Source organism: Candidatus Phyllobacterium onerii, assembly GCF_028331445.1.
GTDB lineage: Bacteria > Pseudomonadota > Alphaproteobacteria > Rhizobiales > Rhizobiaceae > Phyllobacterium > Phyllobacterium onerii.
The window spans coordinates 119,300-137,906 of record NZ_JAQMHX010000009.1 but is presented as its reverse complement, the minus strand read 5'-3'; the positions used below and the strand labels follow the sequence as shown (position 1 = coordinate 137,906).

The window sequence follows — 18,607 nt, the reverse complement described above, 5'->3', positions numbered from 1 at the left end:
TTATGCGGCGGCGTGGCGCGGAGTGCTGAGAGCATTGGTCGATAGGCCTGGAACAGCGCTCTTGAGGCTGTGGGTGAGATCGGCAAAGGTCTCGTACGCAATGAAGGGTATATCCTCGGCAAAACAGTAGTCAGCCAGTTCCCCCTTTGCGAAGACCAACTCCGGTTGATGTGAAACGCAGAAATCCGAGCGGCCGTCACCGACGTAGACCCGCAAGTCACGCGGTGTCAGCGATCTGCACTTGCAAACCCCTGCTGCTGACAAACAATCCGGATCGGAATGGGGAGAAGCCAGATGGTAGGATGGCTTTCCTTCCGGATTGACGATCGTCAGCTTGTTGGCGATTACCGGAATATGGCCGAGGTTGGAGCGCACCAGGATTTGTTTGATGAAATAATCGACGCCGTCACTCACGATCGTAAGCGGCATAGCGTGTCGACTGCAGAAATCTGCGAAGGCCGGAAACGTCGGGTCAATAACGACATCTTCAAGCACATCGTCGAGTTCATGTTGTTTGGCGCGAATCAGGGCGACCTGGCGGCGCATGCATTCGGCAGAACCGATCTCGCCGTCCAGCCATTCTTGTTCTATGGCTTCCCATGCGGGATCAGCCAAATTTGAGAGCACAAAATCGGTCGCATCCTCGACCGAAATCGTTCCATCGAAATCGCAATACACGTGCATTCAAAAAACTCCTTGCACAATCGTGCGGGGGTTCTATCAGCCGTGCCTGAGTGCAGAATTATGCCAAAATGAATTGAAACTGAAATCGCCTGAAGACGCGCGCTATGCTCTCGGCATCAGCACGTCTACGCTCAAACCTCGGCCCGATCGTGCAGCGTTCAATGCGATAGTGGCAGAGAAACGGTCAATTATGTCGGCGACGATCGCCAATCCCAATCCCGACCCCTCGGCATGTGGCGTATCGACCCGGTAGAAGCGCCGAAACACGGCTTCGCGATGTTGTGCCGCTATTCCTGGCCCGCTGTCGCTGATGGATAGCAGCCAAGACTCGTTGTTGGGTGTGATCGATGCTTCGATGGTTCCGCCGACGGGCGAGTATTTGATTGCATTGTCTACGAGGTTGGCAATCATCAGGCGAAGGAGAGGCTCGTCGGCATTGACCTGCGCATCTTCATCGCCGTGCAGCGACACCTCAAGTCTCTTGAGATGAATCATGTTGCCGAACTCGCCTATGACCGAAGCCACGGTGTTATATAACGAAACGCTTCTCAACAGCATCGGCTGATGGCTAACACGAGCGGCGCGAAGCAGTTGCTCGATCAGGTGCATCGCCTTTTCATTACTCGCCACGAGGTCGCCGATGATAGCCTTGCGCTCCTGCTCACTCTCGGCATTCGCCAGCATTTGGAGCAATAACTTGAGCGATGTCTGAGGAGTTCGCAGTTGATGGGCAGCGTGATCGGCGAAACGCCTCTCAGCCGTCAGTGAGCGGTCAAGCTTGTCGAGAAGCTGATTTATCGATCTGCCGAGGGGAGAAAGGTCCCTCGGCAACGTATCGACGGGAATGACAGACAGGTCATCCGGGGAACGACTGCGGATTTGGCGCACCAATCCATGCATCGCGCTGAGCCCGCTCCTGATCCCGAACCAGATCAAGACTGCGATGAGCGGGAAGAGGACCAGCAATGGAAAAGACAGGTTCAGGAGAATATTTGACACAAGCGATTTGCGAAGGGCAAGCTTTTCTCCAACTTCCACGGTAATCGTCGTTTGCGGAATGGGCAGCGCGTACACCCGCCAGTTTTCGCCGCCGTAATTCACGTCCGTAAAACCCGCTCGCTGCTCGGGAACCGCCTTCGGGAATGCTGTGCTCGAGAAAACCTCAATCTCCCCGTCCTTCCATGCACGGAACATATGGGCGTCGGCATAATCATCCGCATCCTCGTTTATTGCCAGCTGGTTGCCCATCGCCAGATCAATATCATTGACCTGCTTGGATTTATGAATGCCAGGCTTTTCAACTTGGCGTTCCAGCAGCGTCCAAAGAACATTCGCGTCGTTGATCAATTGTGCATCATAGATATTGTTGATTTCGCGCGTGGCGCTGCGGAAGGCGAACGCCCCGATCAGGGCGATGGTAATCAGAATTGTCGGCGCAATCCTGAAAAACAGTTTGCGTGTCAGCGTCGATCTGATCATTGCTCGACCATGTATCCCACGCCGCGGATCGACTTGATGAAGTCGCTGCCAAGTTTCTTCCGCAGATTGTAGATCACGACTTCCGTCGTATTGCTCTCTACAGCGCTGTCAGCACTGTAGAGAGCGTATTCTATATCGCTTTTTGTTACGTACTTGCCGGCGCGTTCCATGAGGAGTTTCAGCATCTGAAACTCTTTGGCCGTCATCGCTACTTGCCCCGATGTGCTGCGCACCACCATGGCGGCAGGATCGACTTCAATATCTCCGCACTTCAGGACCATATCCGAACGTCCGTCCCGCCTCCTAATCAGCGCTCTAAGTCGTGCTAGCAGCTCATCGAGATCAAAGGGCTTGACGAGATAATCGTCAGCGCCGCTATCAAGGCCTTCAACCTTCTGTAGCGGAGTGTCCCGCGCAGTAAGCAGCAAGATCGGAACCATGTTCTTTTTTTGCCGCGCCGCTCTCAGCACATTGATTCCGTCGAGCTTCGGCAAATTGACATCGAGTACGACGACGCTGAAGATCAGGTCTTCGAGCGCGGCAAGCCCGGATTCCCCATCCTGCATCCAATCCACGCCGTAGGCATGTTTCTCCAGCGCTTTCTTCAACGACGATCCAAGGATCACGTCATCTTCGATCAGTAACAGGCGCATTTGTATCGAACCTTCCGAGGATATCAGGTCGCGCTCAGCATCGCTTGCTGGCTCGAACCCCGAAAGATGCGAATTAGAGACAACATCCCGGCTTTTTGCGGGCGGCACATTGGTTCGCAACTTTTCAATGAAACTGATGCCTAAATGAACGCTGCCGTTTGCGTGGGCGAAATCCGTACCTTGCCGATATTGCGGCCATCCATCTCGACGATCTCATATTCGAGATCGTCGACGGTGAGCCTCTCGCCTTCGCCCGGGATGTGGCCGAGGTTCCATAAAATATAGCCGGCAAGTGTCGTATAGCGGTCACCCTCATCGACCAGATCGCGATCGATCAACCCACCAAGACGACGGATGTCGATATAGGCGTCAACCACCATGCTGCCGTCTTCCGAACGTTGAAGGATCGGGCTTTCCTCGCCTTCTTCAGGGAAGTCACCAGCGATGGCTTCGAGGATATCCGTTGGTGTGACCACCCCTTCGAACGAGCCATGCTCATCGAGGATCACGCCCATCTGCACCGATGAACCCCGCAACTGTTCCATGACGCGAAGCACATTGGCGTTTTCATGGAAGATAAGCGGCTGACGGGTGACCTTTTCCCAATCGATCTTGCCACCGTCGAGAATGGCGAAGAGCAGATCCTTGGTGAGCGCCACGCCGACGAATTCATCGACGCGGCCGCGGGCAAGCACAACACGGCTGTGGGCGAGGGTGCGGATTTCGGCGAGCAGCTCTTCGTTGGTTTCGTCGAGATCCAGCCATTCCACTTCATTGCGTGGCGACATGATCGAACGGACCGGGCGCTCAACGAGATCGAGCACGCCGCGGATCATTTCCTTTTCTTCGGGATGGAAGACATCACCTGCCGCACTTTGTTCGGCAATTACGTCGAGCGTATCGGAGTGCGGGGCATCGCTGCGGCCGCCGCCGAGCAGCCGCAGGACCGCACCCGCGGTGCGATCACGCAGATCCATGGTCGTGATGCGTTTTTCGCGATTGTGACGTCCAACCTGGTTGGCGGCTTCGACAAGGACCGAGAAGCCGATGGCGGCGTAGAGGTAGCCCTTCGGGATGTGGAAGCCGAAGCCTTCGACGATCAGGCTGAAACCGATCATCATCAGGAAGCCGAGGCAGAGAATGACGACAGTTGGATGCTTGTTGACGAAGGTCATGAGCGGCCTGGATGCCAGCATCATCACGCCAACGGCGATTACCACGGCGATCATCATGACCTCGAGGTATTTCACCATGCCGACGGCAGTGATGACGCTGTCGAGCGAGAAGACGGCATCGAGGACGACAATCTGGGCAATGACCTGCCAGAAAACCGCATGGGCTACATTGCTCTCCTTGGCGGACATATGGCCTTCCAGCCGCTCATGCAGTTCCATCGTGCCTTTGAAGAGGAGAAAAACGCCGCCGAAGATGAGAATGATGTCCCTTCCAGCAAAGTCGATATCACCGACGCTGAACAGCGGCGTGGTCAGCTGGATAACCCAAGAAATGGAGGCGAGCAACAGAAGCCGCATGACCAGGGCCAGCGAGAGGCCGACAAGCCGGGCACGATTGCGTTGATGCGGAGGCAGTTTGTCGGCAAGGATTGCTATGAAAACGAGATTGTCGATGCCGAGCACGATCTCCAGCACGATAAGCGTGGCAAGACCAATCCAGGCGTTGGGGTCGGCAATCCAGTCCAGTGTCCAGTCCATAGGGCTGTCGGGTCCTTAATAGATCTAGCGTGCAGCGCCGCAAGCGGATGACGCTGCGGCGCAGGTAAAATGAGGGGATGGGGAAATCACAGGAACTTTTTGCTGACGCCGCATATGCAGGGTCAGCATGCTTCGCAAGTCCGGACTTGGAGGCTCTTCAGATTGATCGTCCGGCATCGATGCGCGGTCAGTCCCTGTTTGACTGGCTGTCATTGTGAAAATTAAGGTGCCAGATGTTGACATAATGGCAGTCCGCAGGCTGCCATTCAAGGGGCGGATGAGAATTTGCCGTTGGCAATCATTCGGAGCCTTGCGTGTAATATTTCCAAAACGGCAACGTTTTCAATAGTTAACGTACAGTCTTTCTCTAAGAAATATAGTTCTTTTGTGTTACACATTTCGAGTAAAAGCAATTTCTATAAGTATCTTTATTTAATCCATAGTAAGGCGTATGATGTAGTCCGCAGTTGTGAGGGGGTGAGGGGCCCCGAAACGATGGTCTTCCCCGCACAGCGCGAACGGGAGGACTATCATGGCAATCAATCTACCAATCGGGCTGCTCAAGCTTTTGGATGTGGTCGACAGCCCACTGATCAATCTCAGCAATGGCAATGACGTTTTTACCAGCGTCGGTAACATAAACCAGCACATACTCGCCTTGGGCGGCAATGATGCGGTCAAGGCGGGCGGGGGATCGGATATCATCGAAGGAGGCGCAGGCAACGATGCCCTCAAGGGCGAGGAAGGCAATGACTATATCGAAGGTGGCGCTGGCAATGACGCGATGGATGGTGGTAACGAGCCACATGGCACTAAAGGCAGCGACACGCTGGGCTACTCGCAATCTACCGGGGGCGTGACGATCACGCTTAACAAAGACGGTGCAGGTACGGGCTCTGGTGGCGACGCGCAGGGCGATTCCTACACAGGTTTTGAGAATGTCGTCGGTTCGTTGTTTGCCGATACGATCAAGGGCAATAATTCGGTGAATGTGCTGGCGGGACTTGCCGGCAACGACAAGCTATATGGCATGGGCGGTAATGACATTCTCATTGGTGGTATTGGGGCCGATGTACTCGACGGCGGCACCGGAACGGATACGGCCGATTATTCCACCAGCGTAAATCCAGTGCATCTCCTGCTTGGCGGGGTCAGCAGCGGCGGCGATGCGCAGGGCGATACATTCATCTCCATCGAGAAATTCGTCGGCACGGCCGGCGCTGATGTCTTCGACGGCTCGGCCAGTCTTACCGGCTTTTCCGCCGATGGCGGCGGCGGCGGGGACACGATGATCGGCGGCCATGGCGATGATGTCTTGAGCCTTGGCGCAGCAGCTGCGGTTGCCAGTTTTGCCGCGCTTGCGGGGGAAGAGAGCGGTTCGGCCGATGGCGGCCCCGGAAATGATACCGTCAACGGCGACGACGGCAATAACGTCATTGTCGGTAGACCAAATGATGGAAATGATGTGGTTAACGCCGGCGCAGGCGATGACCTGATCGGTATGGGTGGAGGGGTCGATCAGTACAATGGCGGCCCTGGTAACGATGGCTTCAATGGCAACAACAATGTCGAAACTGGCAGTCTCGTCGAGAATGTAGATGCCGATACTATGCCCGATAACGGCACTCAATTTAACGGCGGTGAGGGCGTCGATAACTGGGACATTTCTAATCGCAATGACAGAGTGAACATTGCGCTTGGGCAGTCTTCGGCGTCGCTGGCAGCCATTGAAGGCAGTCCGTATCAAATGGACGTGACATTTGAAGATGGGACGACACTCAGTTACTTTCTCGACAGTATCGAGGATTTTACCTTGACGGAGGCCGACAACAGTTTCTTCGGCAATGAATACGATAACAGAGTATTTGGACTAGGCGGCAACGACTTCATTAACGGCGGCGGTGGCAACGACACTCTCGTGGGTGGCGACGGCAATGATTTCCTGTATGCCGGGTTTGGTGTGACCGGTGGGAACGAAACTCTCTATGGGGGATTAGGGGAGGATCAATTTGCGTTCGCTTCCGTTGAAGAGTTGTCGTCCGCGTCTACGTTCATACAAGACTTTGTCCGCGGCGATGGCGATATAATCGATCTCTCCCTGATTGACGCTAATACCACCAGAGAGGACAGCGACGCATTTGTTTGGGTTGGGTCCATAGAGAACCTCACCGGCGCACCCGGCGAGCTGGCTTTCCTCCCCGGAGGGGGAGATTTGGAGGGTTACAGTGTCATTTTTGGCGATGTGAACGGCGACGACCAAGAGGGAGGCAATTTTTCCTTCTATGTGAGCAATTTATTCGGAGACCCGACCGCCGAGTTCTTCGTCCTTTAAGCGGAAATGCAATAAGGGGGCGGTTCCCGCCCTCTATCCCGAAAATCCGCCGCCATCGAGAAAGCCCTGCTCTTCCTCGGTGGTGGTGCGGCCAAGAATGGCGTTGCGGTGAGGGAAGCGGCCGAAGCGCTGGATGATCTCATAGTGATCATGCGCGTATTCCACATTGGACGGAGAGCCCTCGGTGCAGAGGTCTACGCATCGGCGCTGATCGTCTAGATGCTCCGAGTGCATGTAGGGCAGATAGAAAAATACCCGCAAACCAGCTTCCGTTGAAATATCATGGGCTTGCTCCAGCGCTCGGCCGGCATACATGCGCGCAAGTTCGTCCGTGGCATACATATGTGCTGTGCCACGGAAGAAATTACGCGGAAACTGGTCGAGCAGGATCATCAGGGCCAGTGCACCTTCGGGCGTTTCGACCCAGCTTTCATATTCGCGGCGAGCTGCGGCGAAATGATCCTCGAGAAAGCGCTGGCGGCAAATCTCGTCGAATTCCTCGTCTTTGACGTACCATTTGTCTTCACCCGCCTCTCGCCAGAAATTGACGATGCCGGTGATGGTCGTTTGCTCGATCTCAGGCATGACTGTTTCCCCCGTCCTAATTGGCGTCGGCATTTTGTGCGGCGGGCAGCACGCTCGCAGTCTCTTCGTTGAGAGCCCGGCCCGTCTGCCGCGGCTTGATCAGCGGACCAGGAACCGGCGCGTTGCCCCTCATCAAATCGGCGCCGGCGCGAATGCCACCCGCAAGCTGCAGGTCAAGACGCTCGGCGTCGCGGCGGCGCACGTCTGCCGTAATATCTGCGGCCTCCTGCCGGTCCACACCCAGGCCGACCAGGGTATTTTCGCCGAAGATCAATGCGGATTCGAAAGTCTCGCGCATCTGGAAATCGACGCCGAGTTTGATGAGTTCGATGGTATTGCCGCGATCATAGGCCCGTGCATAGATCTGGACCATCGGGAACTCCGCCTTGATCAGGTTGGCGATTGTGAGGATTGTTTCAGCCTTGTCGACGCAGATGAGGACTGCCTGCGCCCGGCCGGCCCCGGCTGCGTGGAGGATATCGAGCCGCGTGCCGTCGCCATAATAGACCTTGAACCCGAACTGTGATGCAGCCTGGATCATCTCCACGTCGTTATCGATGATCGAGATATCGACGCCGCGTATCAGCAGAGGCTGGCAGGAAATCTGACCGAACCGGCCAAAGCCGATGATAAGGGCATTTCCGGTCAGGCCCTCCGCAATGTCGACCTCCTGGAGGTCCTGTTTTTCCTCGGGCATGAGATATCGCAAGGCGACCAGGAGAAGCGGTGTCAGCACCATCGAGAAGATGATGATCGCCGTCAAAATGGCATTGGCTTCGCCGTCGAGTATGCCGACCGCCGTGGCAGCGGCGTAGAGCACAAAGGCGAATTCGCCGCCTTGTGCCATGATGACTGCACGCTCCAGCGCTTCACGATTGGACGAGCGGAGCAGCCGGGCGACGATGTATATCCCGGCACCCTTAACCAGCTTGAACGCGACGACGTAAAACAGCACCATCTTCCAGTTGGCTGCGACGACGCTCAGATCAAGTGACATGCCGACGGCAAGAAAGAACAATCCAAGCAGAATGCCGCGGAAAGGTTCGATGTCGGCTTCGAGCTGGTGGCGGAAGGTCGATTCGGACAGAAGCACGCCAGCAAGAAATGCGCCCATGGCCATGGAGAGGCCGCTAAACTGCATGATCAGGGCAGCGCCGAGAACGACCAGCAGAGCAGCTGCAGTCATGACTTCACGGGCACGCGACTGCGCGAGGAACCTGAATAGCGGATTGAGCAGGTATTTACCGGCGAGAATGAGGCCAGCTATCGCGCCAATGCCTATGCCGATGTTGGTCCAGCGCAATCCTCCAGCCGTTTCGGCGCTCATTGGCGCAAGGAATGCTACCAATGCCAAAAGCGGAACGATGGTGAGGTCTTCAAACAACAAGATCGAAACCATGCGCTGGCCCTGCGGTGTGGCGATTTCGCCGCGCTCTTCCAGCAATTGCATGACGATTGCCGTTGAGGTCAGGACGAAACCAGCACCCGCGACGAATGACTGGGCAACCGGGAAACCCGTGGCAATGCCGAGGCCGGTTAGCAGCAGTGCGCAAACGCCGACCTGCAACGCGCCGAGGCCGAAAATGCTTTTGCGCAATCCCCATAATCTGGACGGCTGCATTTCGAGGCCGATGAGAAAGAGGAACATGACAACGCCGAGTTCCGCGACATGCAGGATCGTCTGCGGGTCAGAGAAGAACTTGAGGCCAAAGGGGCCTATGACCAGGCCGGCGGCGAGGTAGCCGAGAACAGAGCCGAGGCCGAGCCGCTTGAACAGCGGCACGGCCACGACGCCAGCCCCAAGCAGCACGACTACACTTAGAAGGTCAGGTCCGCTTATTTCCGCCGCCATTGTTTCTCCGCATCGTTGGTTTGAGCTTCAGAGGTAAAGCGGGAGATAGCAGCAGGCAAGCCCATTCAGACAGTCCGGCCATTTTCTGGGTTCTACTTCAAATTCCAGATCCGGCGGGCATTTCCCGAAAACAGCTTGGTCTTTTCCTCCTGGCTGCAGCCTGAAAGCAGAGCATGGGTTGCAGCAAGCCAGGTGGCGAGGCCCCCGCCAAGGGTACAGACGGGCCAGTCGCTGCCCCATACCAGTCTGTCCCAACCGAAATTTTCTATGACGTAATTGACGTAAGGTGCCAGCGTTTCAACGCGCCAGGTTTCTGTATCGGCATAGGCTACCACCCCGGAAATCTTGGCGGTAACATTCGGACGCTTCGCAATATCGCTGATCTTGCCGCGCCATTCGTCGAGGGCCCCGGCCTTGATGTCCGGAACGCCGCAATGGTCGAGGATGAATTGCACGTCTGGCGCGAGATCAACGAGGGCGATCGCCCTGTCGATTTGTCTCGGTAAGACACAAAGGTCGAAAGTAAGTCCCGTGCCGCCAAGCTTTTGGATATTTTCGCGGAAAAGTGGATCTTCCGAAAGGTTGTCGGGCATGACATGCAGCACGCGGCGGAAGCCCTTTACCAAGGGATTTATCTGTTGACGCTCCAGGAACACCCTAAAACCATGTTCCTCCGGGCGGCAGGAAGAGATTGCACCGGCAATGAGGTTGCCGCTACGCTTCGCGAGAGATGCAATGTAATCCGTCTCCGCCTGTATGTCCGTCGGAGCGACATCGACCTCCATGTGCAACGCATGGGTAATGCCGACGCGATGAGCCTGCAGCGCATATTTCTCATAGAGAAAGTTGCGGTTCAGTGCCTCGGTACCGGACAGCCAGGGATAGGACAGCACCGATTGGTCAATGAGATGCAGATGGGTGTCGATCAAAGGCATGGCTGTCATGGGTTCTCCTCCACTACGCCTGTCGCAATACGCTCGAATGGACGACATCCGCCCCGGCAAGCTCCGAGAGTTTCTGCGCCGTGGCTACCAGCATTTTGCGGGCATCTTCGACGCCCGGCGCATCCGGGATATTCAGCAACTGAATATAAGGACAGGTCAACGCGGCAATCGCCCTTCCATCAGGGCCGAGCACAGGCGCGGAAACGTTGAAGACCCCTGCCGTCTGCGCGCTCGGCATGATCTCGTAGCCGCGCTCGCGGATCTGGTTGAGCCGCTCGCGGAAATCAGGTGGTTGGGCGATATCGTCCGCATGCTGCTCGTACTCGGCGATCATCAAGGCGCGCTCCTCATTGGAGCGGAATGCCAGAAGCACATGACCGGAACCGGTGTTGAACAGGCTGATGTGGGAGCCAACCCGGATCGAAATGCCCCAATAGTCCGGCGCTTCCTGCTGGGCGACGACAACGGCTGCGCCGCGGTCGAAAACGCTGAGCTGATTGGCCTGTTTCGACATTACTGCGAGTTCGCGCATCAGGGGTGTCGCATAGGAAGCAAGGCGGCGGACAGGCGCGTGCAACTGGGCAAGCCCGAACAGTTTCAACGTCAACGAATAGCGATCACCCTCAAGCCGGGTCACATATCCGCGGCGTACGAGGCGATCGAGCATGCGGTAGAATTCATTGGGGCTTCTGCCCAGGAATTTCGCGATCTCTGCTTGCGTGAGGCCACCATCGATACCGGAAAGAAGCTCAAGAATGTCCAGACCCTTATCAAGCGCAGGCGCGCGATAACGATCGCTTTCGTCGTCCTCTATCATGACCAAGTCTCCCCTCGCTCCCTACTCATATACGAAGACGATATTCGTAGGAAAGCAGTTTCCATGCTTGACGGTCAAGCGCATAAATGTTTGTATATGAATGAAGCACTCATATGTGGGTGTTGCAAAATTGCGAGAGCCGGGGAGCGGCCGCTCGATTTACGGGAGGGAACCATGAAAAATCTGTTGGCCAGTGTTTCGGCTGGCGTCATCGCAATTTTCAGCGTGCAAGCTGCATTTGGTGCAGATCTGCCGGGAAAGTTCGACGGCGTAACGATCGATGCCAAGCTTATAGGCGGACAGCAATATGAGCCGCTTTACGAGCGTATCGGCGAATGGGAAAAGCTGACCGGCGCCAAGGTCAACATCCTGTCGAAGAAGAACCATTTCGAACTCGACAAGGAGATAAAGTCAGATATCGCTTCAGGCAGCCTCAATTGGTGTGTTGGCTCAAACCATTCATCATTCGCGCCGCAATATCCCGATATTTATACCGACCTGAACAAACTGCTTCCGGCGGAAGAAATTGCCGCTTTCGTCCCGACGAACATCAAGTCATCAACGCTGGACGGCAAACTGGTCATGCTGCCGCGCGCACAGTTCGACGTTTCCGCACTCTATTACCAGAAGAGCATTTATGCCGACGAGGCCAACAAGAAGGCTTTCAAGGAAAAGTACGGCTACGATCTGACGCCGCCCGATACATGGCAGCAGGTCAGCGATCAGGCCATCTTCTTCACCAAAGCACCGGATTTCTACGGCACGCAATTTGCCGGCAAGGAAGAGGCGATCAACGGCCGTTTCTACGAAATGCTGATCGCAGACGGCGGCGAGTATATCGACAAGGACGGCAAGCCGGCTTTCAACTCCGAAGCCGGCGTCAAGGCGCTCGACTGGTTCGTCAATCTTTACAAGGCCAAGGCTGTTCCGGCAGGTACCACCAACTATCTCTGGGATGATCTCGGCCAGGGTTTTGCGTCAGGGTCGATCGCCATCAATCTTGACTGGCCAGGCTGGGCGAGCTTCTTCAACGATCCCAAATCCTCGAAAGTTGCCGGTAATGTCGGCGTGAAGGTGGCGCCCGCCGGTTCTTCCGGCAAGCGTACTGGCTGGTCGGGTCATCATGGCTTCTCGGTGACAGAAGCCTGCGCCCACAAGGACGCTGCGGCCTCGCTCGTCTGGTGGCTTACCAACGAGGACAGCCAGAAGCTCGAGGCGAAAGCCGGCCCCTTGCCGACGCGCACGGCGGTATGGGAATGGGACATCGAGCAGGCCAAGGGCGATCCATACAAGACCGAAGTGCTGAACGCCTTCCAGGAAGAAGCAAAGAACGCATTCCCGGTTCCGCCATTGGCTGAATGGATCGAGATTTCCAACGCCGTCTATCCGGAACTGCAATCGGCCATCCTTGGCGACAAGACGTCCAAGGAAGCGCTCGACACTGCGGCGAAAAAGGCGACCGAAATCCTTCAGGATGCTGGCAAGCTTTAGTGGCAAGCGCTGTGGTCCCTCTCTCTTGTGGGGAGGGAGGGACCGCAGGTCCGGGAAGAGGCTTTTCGATCAACACAACATGAGAAACGGGTAGTGCCCCTCCCGGCTGCTTTGCAGCCACCCTCCTCACAAGGGGAGGCTGAAGTGGAAATGCAGAGTTCAGAAGGCCAATATTTCAAATGAAATTTCCCAAACTATCAGCGCCGACGCTTCTGCTGCTGCCTGCCATCATTGTTCTTGCCGCCGTTATCGTGCTGCCATTGCTGTTCTCGCTCTATTCGAGCTTCACGCCATTTCGGCTGACCAAGCCTGAATCGATCTGGGTATTCATCGGCGTCCGCAACTACGTGAGCGTTCTGACCAATTACGAGTTCTGGGCAGCATTTGGCCGTACGGTCTTGCTCCTGACCATCGCCCTAAATGCCGAGATGTTCCTTGGCCTTGGCCTTGCCATGCTGGTCAACAAGGCGACGCGCGGTCAACGCATCTTGCGGACATTGATGATGTTTCCGATGATGTTCTCGCCGGTACTGGTCGGCTTCCAGTTCAAGTTCCTGTTCAACGACAATATCGGTTTCGTCAACAATGCGCTGCAGTCGCTCGGGCTGACCACCAATGCGATACCTTGGTTGATCGATGGCAATCTGGCGCTGTTTTCAATCATCATTGCCGAGGTGTGGTCTTCAACGTCCGTCTTTGCCATCCTGATCCTGGCTGGACTGCTGGCGATGCCTCAGGAACCGGTAGAAGCGGCACGGGTCGATGGCTGCACGCCCTGGCAGACATTCCGCTACGTCACCTGGCCCTACCTAATGCCTTTTGCCTTTATCGCTATGACGATCCGATCGCTGGACGTGGCGCGCGCCTATGACATCGTGAAGATCATGACCGATGGCGGGCCGGCCAAACGCACCGAACTCCTGTGGACGCTGGTCGGACGCACGGCCTATAGCGACGCACGCATGGGTCTTGCCAATGCGATGGCATATATCTCCATCCTGCTCTCGATCCTGTTCACCGTATATTTCTTCAGAAAGCTCGCTGCCGCGCGCCATCAAATCGGAGCGGAGTGGTAAGATGGACAAGAACAGTTCGCATCGTCTGAAACGCCGCTGGCTCAAAGTCGCGCATTTTATCGGCCTGTTCCTGGCGATGCTCGTTATCTGCTTGCCGGGCCTCTGGATCGTCTTGAGTTCGCTGCGACCGACAGTCGAGATCATGGCGAAGCCACCGGTCTGGATACCGCGCGACATCTCGCTCGATGCCTATCGCGCCATGTTTGGCGGTGCGGGGCAGGGCGGCATTCCGGTGTGGGAATATTTCCGCAATTCCCTGATCATTTCGATCACCTCGACAATCATTGCGCTAATCATCGGCATGGCGGGCGGATATGCTTTTGCCCGTTACAAGTTCAAGGGAAAATCGGGTGTGTTCCTCGGCTTCATGCTGACGCGCGCTGTCCCAGGTATTGCACTGTCGCTACCGCTGTTCATGATCTTTGCCCGTGTCGGCATCATCGACACGCATTTCGCGATGATCCTCATCTACGTGGCGCTGAACGTGCCGTTCACGATCTGGCTCATCGACGGTTTCTTCCGGCAGGTGCCGAAGGATCTGGCGGAAGCCGCACAGATCGACGGCTGCACGCGCTGGCAGGCTTTCTGGCAGGTGGAATTTCCATTGGCGGGACCAGGTATCGCGTCGGCAGGCATCTTCGCCTTTCTCACCTCGTGGAATGAATATGCGCTGGCCTCGCAGATCACCCGTTCGGTCAACTCAAAGACACTGCCGGTCGGCCTTCTCGACTATACATCGGAGTTCACCATCGACTGGCGGGGCATGTGCGCGCTTGCGGTAGTGATGATCATCCCGGCGCTTACTTTAACGTTCATCATTCAGAAGCATCTCGTATCCGGACTGACATTCGGCGCGGTGAAAGGTTAACTTGTCATGGCTCCCGTAACACTCAAAAAGCTCGTCAAGAGTTATGGCAACGTCGATGTGGTCCATGGCATCGACCTTGAGGTCAATGACCGCGAATTCATCGCGCTGGTTGGCCCCTCCGGCTGTGGAAAATCCACGACATTGCGCATGATCGCCGGGCTCGAGGACATCAGTGGCGGCGTCGTTGAAATTGGCGGCAAGCCGGTGAACGACCTCCCGCCGCGTGCGCGCAACATCTCCATGGTCTTTCAGTCCTACGCGCTCTATCCGCATATGACGGTGCGCGAGAACATGGGCTTCTCGCTGAAGATCGGCAAAGTCGCGCAAGCCGAGATCGATACGCGGGTCAATGAGGCTGCGGCAATCCTCGATCTCGACAAGTATATGGACCGCCGCCCGTCGCAACTTTCCGGCGGTCAGCGCCAGCGCGTGGCCATGGGCCGGGCGATCGTGCGCAAGCCGGACGTATTCCTGTTCGACGAACCTCTCTCCAACCTCGATGCAAAATTGCGCACACAGGTGCGTACCGAGATCAAGCGTCTGCATGCGAGGGTGCAGGCGACCATGATCTATGTGACGCATGACCAGGTTGAAGCGATGACGCTATCCGACCGTATCGTCATCATGCGCGACGGCTATATCGAGCAGGTCGGCACTCCTGAGGAAGTGTTTAAACGGCCGGCGACGCGCTTCGTCGCAGGGTTTATCGGTTCTCCGCCCATGAACCTGAACGAAGCGACAATCGCCGATGGGAAGCTGGTATTTGCAGGCGGGCAGACCCTGCCGCTACCGGCCGAGTTCCGCAGCAAGGTTGCGGCCGGCGATAAGGTGATTTTTGGCCTGCGCCCCGATGACATTTACCCGACAGGGCATGGCATCAATTCCGGCGAAGCGACAGACGTGCACGAAATGGAACTGCCGGTATCGATCACGGAGCCGCTCGGCAACGAGACGCTGCTTTTCATCACCATGGCAGAGCGCGAATGGGTATCACGCATGCTCAATCCACGTCCCATGGGCGCCGGTGAAGTGGTAAAATTTAGTTTCGACCTGTCGCAGGCGCATCTGTTCTCGCCTGAAACCGGCAAAACGCTGCGGGGGTGATTCCAATGGCCAAGATCGAAAAAATTGAACTGCGTATGGTGGATCTGCCGCCGAAGGTGTTGCGCACCGACGCGATCCAGAGCTTTGTCAGCCAGGAAACACCGATCGTTACGATCACCGACAGCGATGGCGCGGTGGGGACAGGCTACAGCTATACGATTGGCACCGGCGGTTCATCCGTCATGCGGCTGCTGTCCGATCACCTGGCACCGCGTCTCCTCGGCAAGGATGCCGACCAGATCGAGGCAATCTGGCGCGATCTGGAATTCGCGACTCATGCGACGACTATCGGTGCGATCACCGCCATTGCTCTCGCGGCCGTCGATATCGCGCTCTGGGATTTGCGCGCGAAGAAGCAGGGCCTGCCGCTATGGAAACTGGCAGGTGGCGCGAAGGATCGCTGCCCGCTTTATACCACCGAGGGTGGCTGGCTGCATATCGAGAAGCAGGCGCTTGTCGACGACGCACTACAAGCGCAAGCCAAGGGCTTCAAGGGCGCCAAGGTCAAGATCGGCCGTCCGCATGGTTCCGAAGATCTGGACCGGCTATCGGCAGTTCGCGACGCGGTTGGTTCCGGTTTCGAGATCATGACCGACGCCAATCAGGGCTTTTCCCTCGATGAGGCCATTCGCCGTTCGCAGGTGCTGCGCGACATCGATCTTGCCTGGTTTGAAGAGCCGCTGCCGGCCGACGACATAGACGGTCACGTGCGGCTTTCGTCGTCAACACAAACGCCGATTGCCGTTGGCGAGTCGCTCTATTCGATCCGGCATTTCCGCGAATACATGCAGAAACGCGCCTGCTCCATCGTGCAGGTCGATGTTGGCCGCATTGGCGGCATCACGCCTTGGCTGAAAGTGGCACACACGGCAGAGGCGTTCGACATGCCGGTCTGCCCGCATTTCCTGATGGAGCTTCATGTAAGCCTGACCTGCGCTGTGCAGAACGGCAAATACGTCGAGTATATTCCGCAGCTGGATGACCTTACGCACACACAGATGCGTGTCGAGAATGGCTACGCGATCGCACCGTCAGAGCCGGGGATTGGCATCGACTGGGATTGGGATGCGATGAAAGGTCGAAGCGTCGACGAATTCACAACCGAGATACGGAGCTAGCACCATGCAACGTATGGGGATGATGATCGGGCTGAACGCCGACAAGATCGCTGAGTACAAGCGCCTACATGCCGCGGTGTGGCCGGAAATCCTCGAGTTGATCTCGAGCTGCAACATCCGCAACTATACGATTTTCCTGCGCGAACCGGAGAACATCCTGTTCGGCACATGGGAATATCATGGCACAGATTTCGCGGCAGATATGGAAAAAATGGCTGCCAATCCGAAGAACAAGGAATGGTGGGCTGTGTGCATGCCTTGCCAGGAGCCGCTTGATTCGCGGGCCGAAGGTGAATGGTGGGCGATGATGGAAGAAGTGTTCCATCTCGATTGAGGACCGCGTAATGAGTTTTGATCCCGTAACCTTGCAGCAGAGCTGGCCGCTTCCGGCGAAACCACGCCCGATCGTGACCTTCGGCGCGGGCAGCATCGTCGGCGATGCGCACTATCCAGCTTATAGAAAAGGCGGGTTTCCAATTGCCGGGCTGTTCGACCCGGATCAGGCGAAGGCAAGAAAGCTGGCCGACGAATGGGGCGTGACTGCCTATGCTTCGGTTGCCGAGGCGGCAGCCTTGGAAAATGCGATCTTCGATCTTGCTACGCCACCTTCACGTCATGCCGATATACTGAAGGCCCTGCCGGAGGGTTCCTTTGCGTTGATTCAGAAACCGATGGGCAGCGATCTTGCGGAAGCTTCCGAAATCCTTCGCATCTGCCGCGAGCGCAATATCACCGCAGCGGTCAATTTCCAGTTGCGTTTCGCTCCGATGATGCTCGCACTTAAGGACGCGATCCGGCAAGGCTGGCTGGGTGAAGTGATCGATTTCGATGCATGGCTCGCCTTGGACACGCCATGGTCTCTGTGGCCGTTCTTGAACGGCTTGCCGCGTGTCGAGATTGCCATGCACTCGATTCACTATATCGACCTGATCCGGCAGATCCTTGGTAACCCGCTTGGTGTCCACGCCAAGACACTGGGCCATCCCAACCACAAGGTAGCGCAGACGCGAACGAGTGCCATTCTCGACTACGGCAACAAGGTGCGTTGCTCGCTGTCGGTCAATCACGACCACAAATTCGGGCGCAAATTCCAGGCCTGCGAATTCCGCGTCAGTGGCACCGAAGGGGCAGCCTATGTGAAGCTCGGCGTTAATCTCGATTATCCGCGGGGTGAGCCGGACGAATTGATGATTTATCCGAAGGGCGGTTCCGATTGGATCAGCGTCCCCTTGCAGGGTGCTTGGTTTCCCGACGCTTTTGTTGGAAGGATGGCCAACCTGCAACGCTTCGCCAGCGGCGAGGACAAGGAACTCGTCAGTTCCGTCGAAGACGCATGGCACACCATGGCGCTGGTCGAAGCGGCCTATCAATCCAGTGCGACTCCGGCGACCCCGCTCGCACAGAAGCCGGAGCCCTGAATGTCCGAACAAGCCATCTATTTCGAGGACTATGAACTCGGGCATGTGCGTGTCACGACGGGACGCACCATTACCGAGACTGATTTCGTGGTCCACGCCGGCCATACGGGCGATTTCTTTCCGCATCACATGGATGCGGAATTTGCGAAGACCACCCCCTTCGGTCAGCGCGTTGCCCATGGCACGATGATCTTTTCAATCGGCGTCGGGCTGACCGCAAGCCTGATCAATCCGGTGGCGTTTTCCTATGGCTATGATCGCCTGCGCTTCGTCCGGCCGGTTTTCATTGGCGATACGATCCGCACACGCGTAACAATCAGCGCCAAGGATGATGATCCAAAGCGGCCCGGCAGTGGACGCGTTGTCGAACGCTGCGAGGTCATCAATCAACGCGACGAGGTCGTGCTTGCCGCCGACCATATTCTCATAGCCGAGCGCAAGGGCACGGCGACATAAAGCGATTGGAGATTTGCA

The 18,607-nt window shown here is 56.6% G+C and carries 17 protein-coding genes; 9 read left to right on the top strand and 8 right to left on the bottom strand.

From position 1 onward, the window contains the following. From PHA01_RS20405 to PHA01_RS20390, 4 genes are all read right to left on the bottom strand, one after another. Entirely contained in the window at positions 1-684 is a 684-nt protein-coding gene (locus PHA01_RS20405) for an MtnX-like HAD-IB family phosphatase (RefSeq protein WP_271898187.1), read from the bottom strand. 102 nt (positions 685-786) lie between these two features. Further along, a complete protein-coding gene (locus PHA01_RS20400) occupies positions 787-2,163 on the bottom strand; it encodes a sensor histidine kinase (RefSeq protein ID WP_271898186.1) in 1,377 nt (458 codons plus the stop codon). Continuing rightward, entirely contained in the window at positions 2,160-2,816 is a 657-nt protein-coding gene (locus tag PHA01_RS20395; RefSeq protein WP_271898185.1) for a response regulator transcription factor, read from the bottom strand. Before PHA01_RS20395 ends, PHA01_RS20400 begins: the two co-directional genes overlap by 4 nt. A gap of 140 nt (positions 2,817-2,956) precedes the next feature. After that, positions 2,957-4,528, bottom strand: coding sequence for a TerC family protein (locus tag PHA01_RS20390; protein ID WP_271898184.1), 1,572 nt, complete (start codon positions 4,526-4,528; stop codon positions 2,957-2,959). A 532-nt stretch (positions 4,529-5,060) separates the two neighbouring features. Between PHA01_RS20390 and PHA01_RS20385 the strand changes: the two genes are divergently transcribed. Beyond that, positions 5,061-6,860, top strand: coding sequence for a calcium-binding protein (locus tag PHA01_RS20385; protein ID WP_271898183.1), 1,800 nt, complete (start codon positions 5,061-5,063; stop codon positions 6,858-6,860). A 33-nt stretch (positions 6,861-6,893) separates the two neighbouring features. On the opposite strand, the gene PHA01_RS20380 is transcribed toward PHA01_RS20385, so the two are convergent. From PHA01_RS20380 to PHA01_RS20365, 4 genes are all read right to left on the bottom strand, one after another. Continuing rightward, complete coding sequence (locus PHA01_RS20380) at positions 6,894-7,445, bottom strand: DUF924 family protein (protein ID WP_271898182.1); 552 nt, start codon at positions 7,443-7,445, stop codon at positions 6,894-6,896. A 16-nt stretch (positions 7,446-7,461) separates the two neighbouring features. Beyond that, positions 7,462-9,297, bottom strand: coding sequence for a monovalent cation:proton antiporter-2 (CPA2) family protein (locus tag PHA01_RS20375; protein WP_271898181.1), 1,836 nt, complete (start codon positions 9,295-9,297; stop codon positions 7,462-7,464). 92 nt (positions 9,298-9,389) lie between these two features. Continuing rightward, complete coding sequence (locus tag PHA01_RS20370) at positions 9,390-10,241, bottom strand: amidohydrolase family protein (protein WP_271898180.1); 852 nt, start codon at positions 10,239-10,241, stop codon at positions 9,390-9,392. 13 nt (positions 10,242-10,254) lie between these two features. Further along, positions 10,255-11,055 (bottom strand): IclR family transcriptional regulator, encoded by an 801-nt coding sequence (locus PHA01_RS20365; protein ID WP_271898302.1) that lies wholly within the window; start codon positions 11,053-11,055, stop codon positions 10,255-10,257. A 177-nt stretch (positions 11,056-11,232) separates the two neighbouring features. Here PHA01_RS20365 and PHA01_RS20360 point away from each other — a divergent pair, with 177 nt between their 5' ends. From PHA01_RS20360 to PHA01_RS20325, 8 genes are all read left to right on the top strand, one after another. Beyond that, complete coding sequence (locus PHA01_RS20360; protein WP_271898179.1) at positions 11,233-12,549, top strand: type 2 periplasmic-binding domain-containing protein; 1,317 nt, start codon at positions 11,233-11,235, stop codon at positions 12,547-12,549. A 179-nt stretch (positions 12,550-12,728) separates the two neighbouring features. Next, the gene (locus PHA01_RS20355) at positions 12,729-13,625 is read left to right on the top strand and encodes a carbohydrate ABC transporter permease (protein ID WP_271898178.1); all 897 of its coding nucleotides are present in this window, start codon (positions 12,729-12,731) and stop codon (positions 13,623-13,625) included. A gap of 1 nt (position 13,626) precedes the next feature. Beyond that, positions 13,627-14,493, top strand: coding sequence for a carbohydrate ABC transporter permease (locus tag PHA01_RS20350; protein ID WP_224514334.1), 867 nt, complete (start codon positions 13,627-13,629; stop codon positions 14,491-14,493). A gap of 6 nt (positions 14,494-14,499) precedes the next feature. Beyond that, the gene (locus PHA01_RS20345; protein ID WP_271898177.1) at positions 14,500-15,597 is read left to right on the top strand and encodes an ABC transporter ATP-binding protein; all 1,098 of its coding nucleotides are present in this window, start codon (positions 14,500-14,502) and stop codon (positions 15,595-15,597) included. Positions 15,598-15,602: 5 nt separating this feature from the next. Further along, positions 15,603-16,715, top strand: coding sequence for a mandelate racemase/muconate lactonizing enzyme family protein (locus tag PHA01_RS20340; protein WP_271898176.1), 1,113 nt, complete (start codon positions 15,603-15,605; stop codon positions 16,713-16,715). Between the two features lie 4 nt (positions 16,716-16,719). After that, a complete protein-coding gene (locus tag PHA01_RS20335; protein WP_271898175.1) occupies positions 16,720-17,049 on the top strand; it encodes an L-rhamnose mutarotase in 330 nt (109 codons plus the stop codon). 10 nt (positions 17,050-17,059) lie between these two features. Then, on the top strand, positions 17,060-18,133 hold the full coding sequence (locus tag PHA01_RS20330; protein ID WP_271898174.1) for a Gfo/Idh/MocA family protein: 1,074 nt from the start codon (positions 17,060-17,062) through the stop codon (positions 18,131-18,133). Continuing rightward, positions 18,134-18,589 carry a MaoC/PaaZ C-terminal domain-containing protein gene (locus tag PHA01_RS20325; protein WP_271898173.1) on the top strand — a complete coding sequence of 152 codons (456 nt, stop codon included), beginning with the start codon at positions 18,134-18,136 and terminating at the stop codon, positions 18,587-18,589. Positions 18,590-18,607 lie beyond the last annotated feature (18 nt).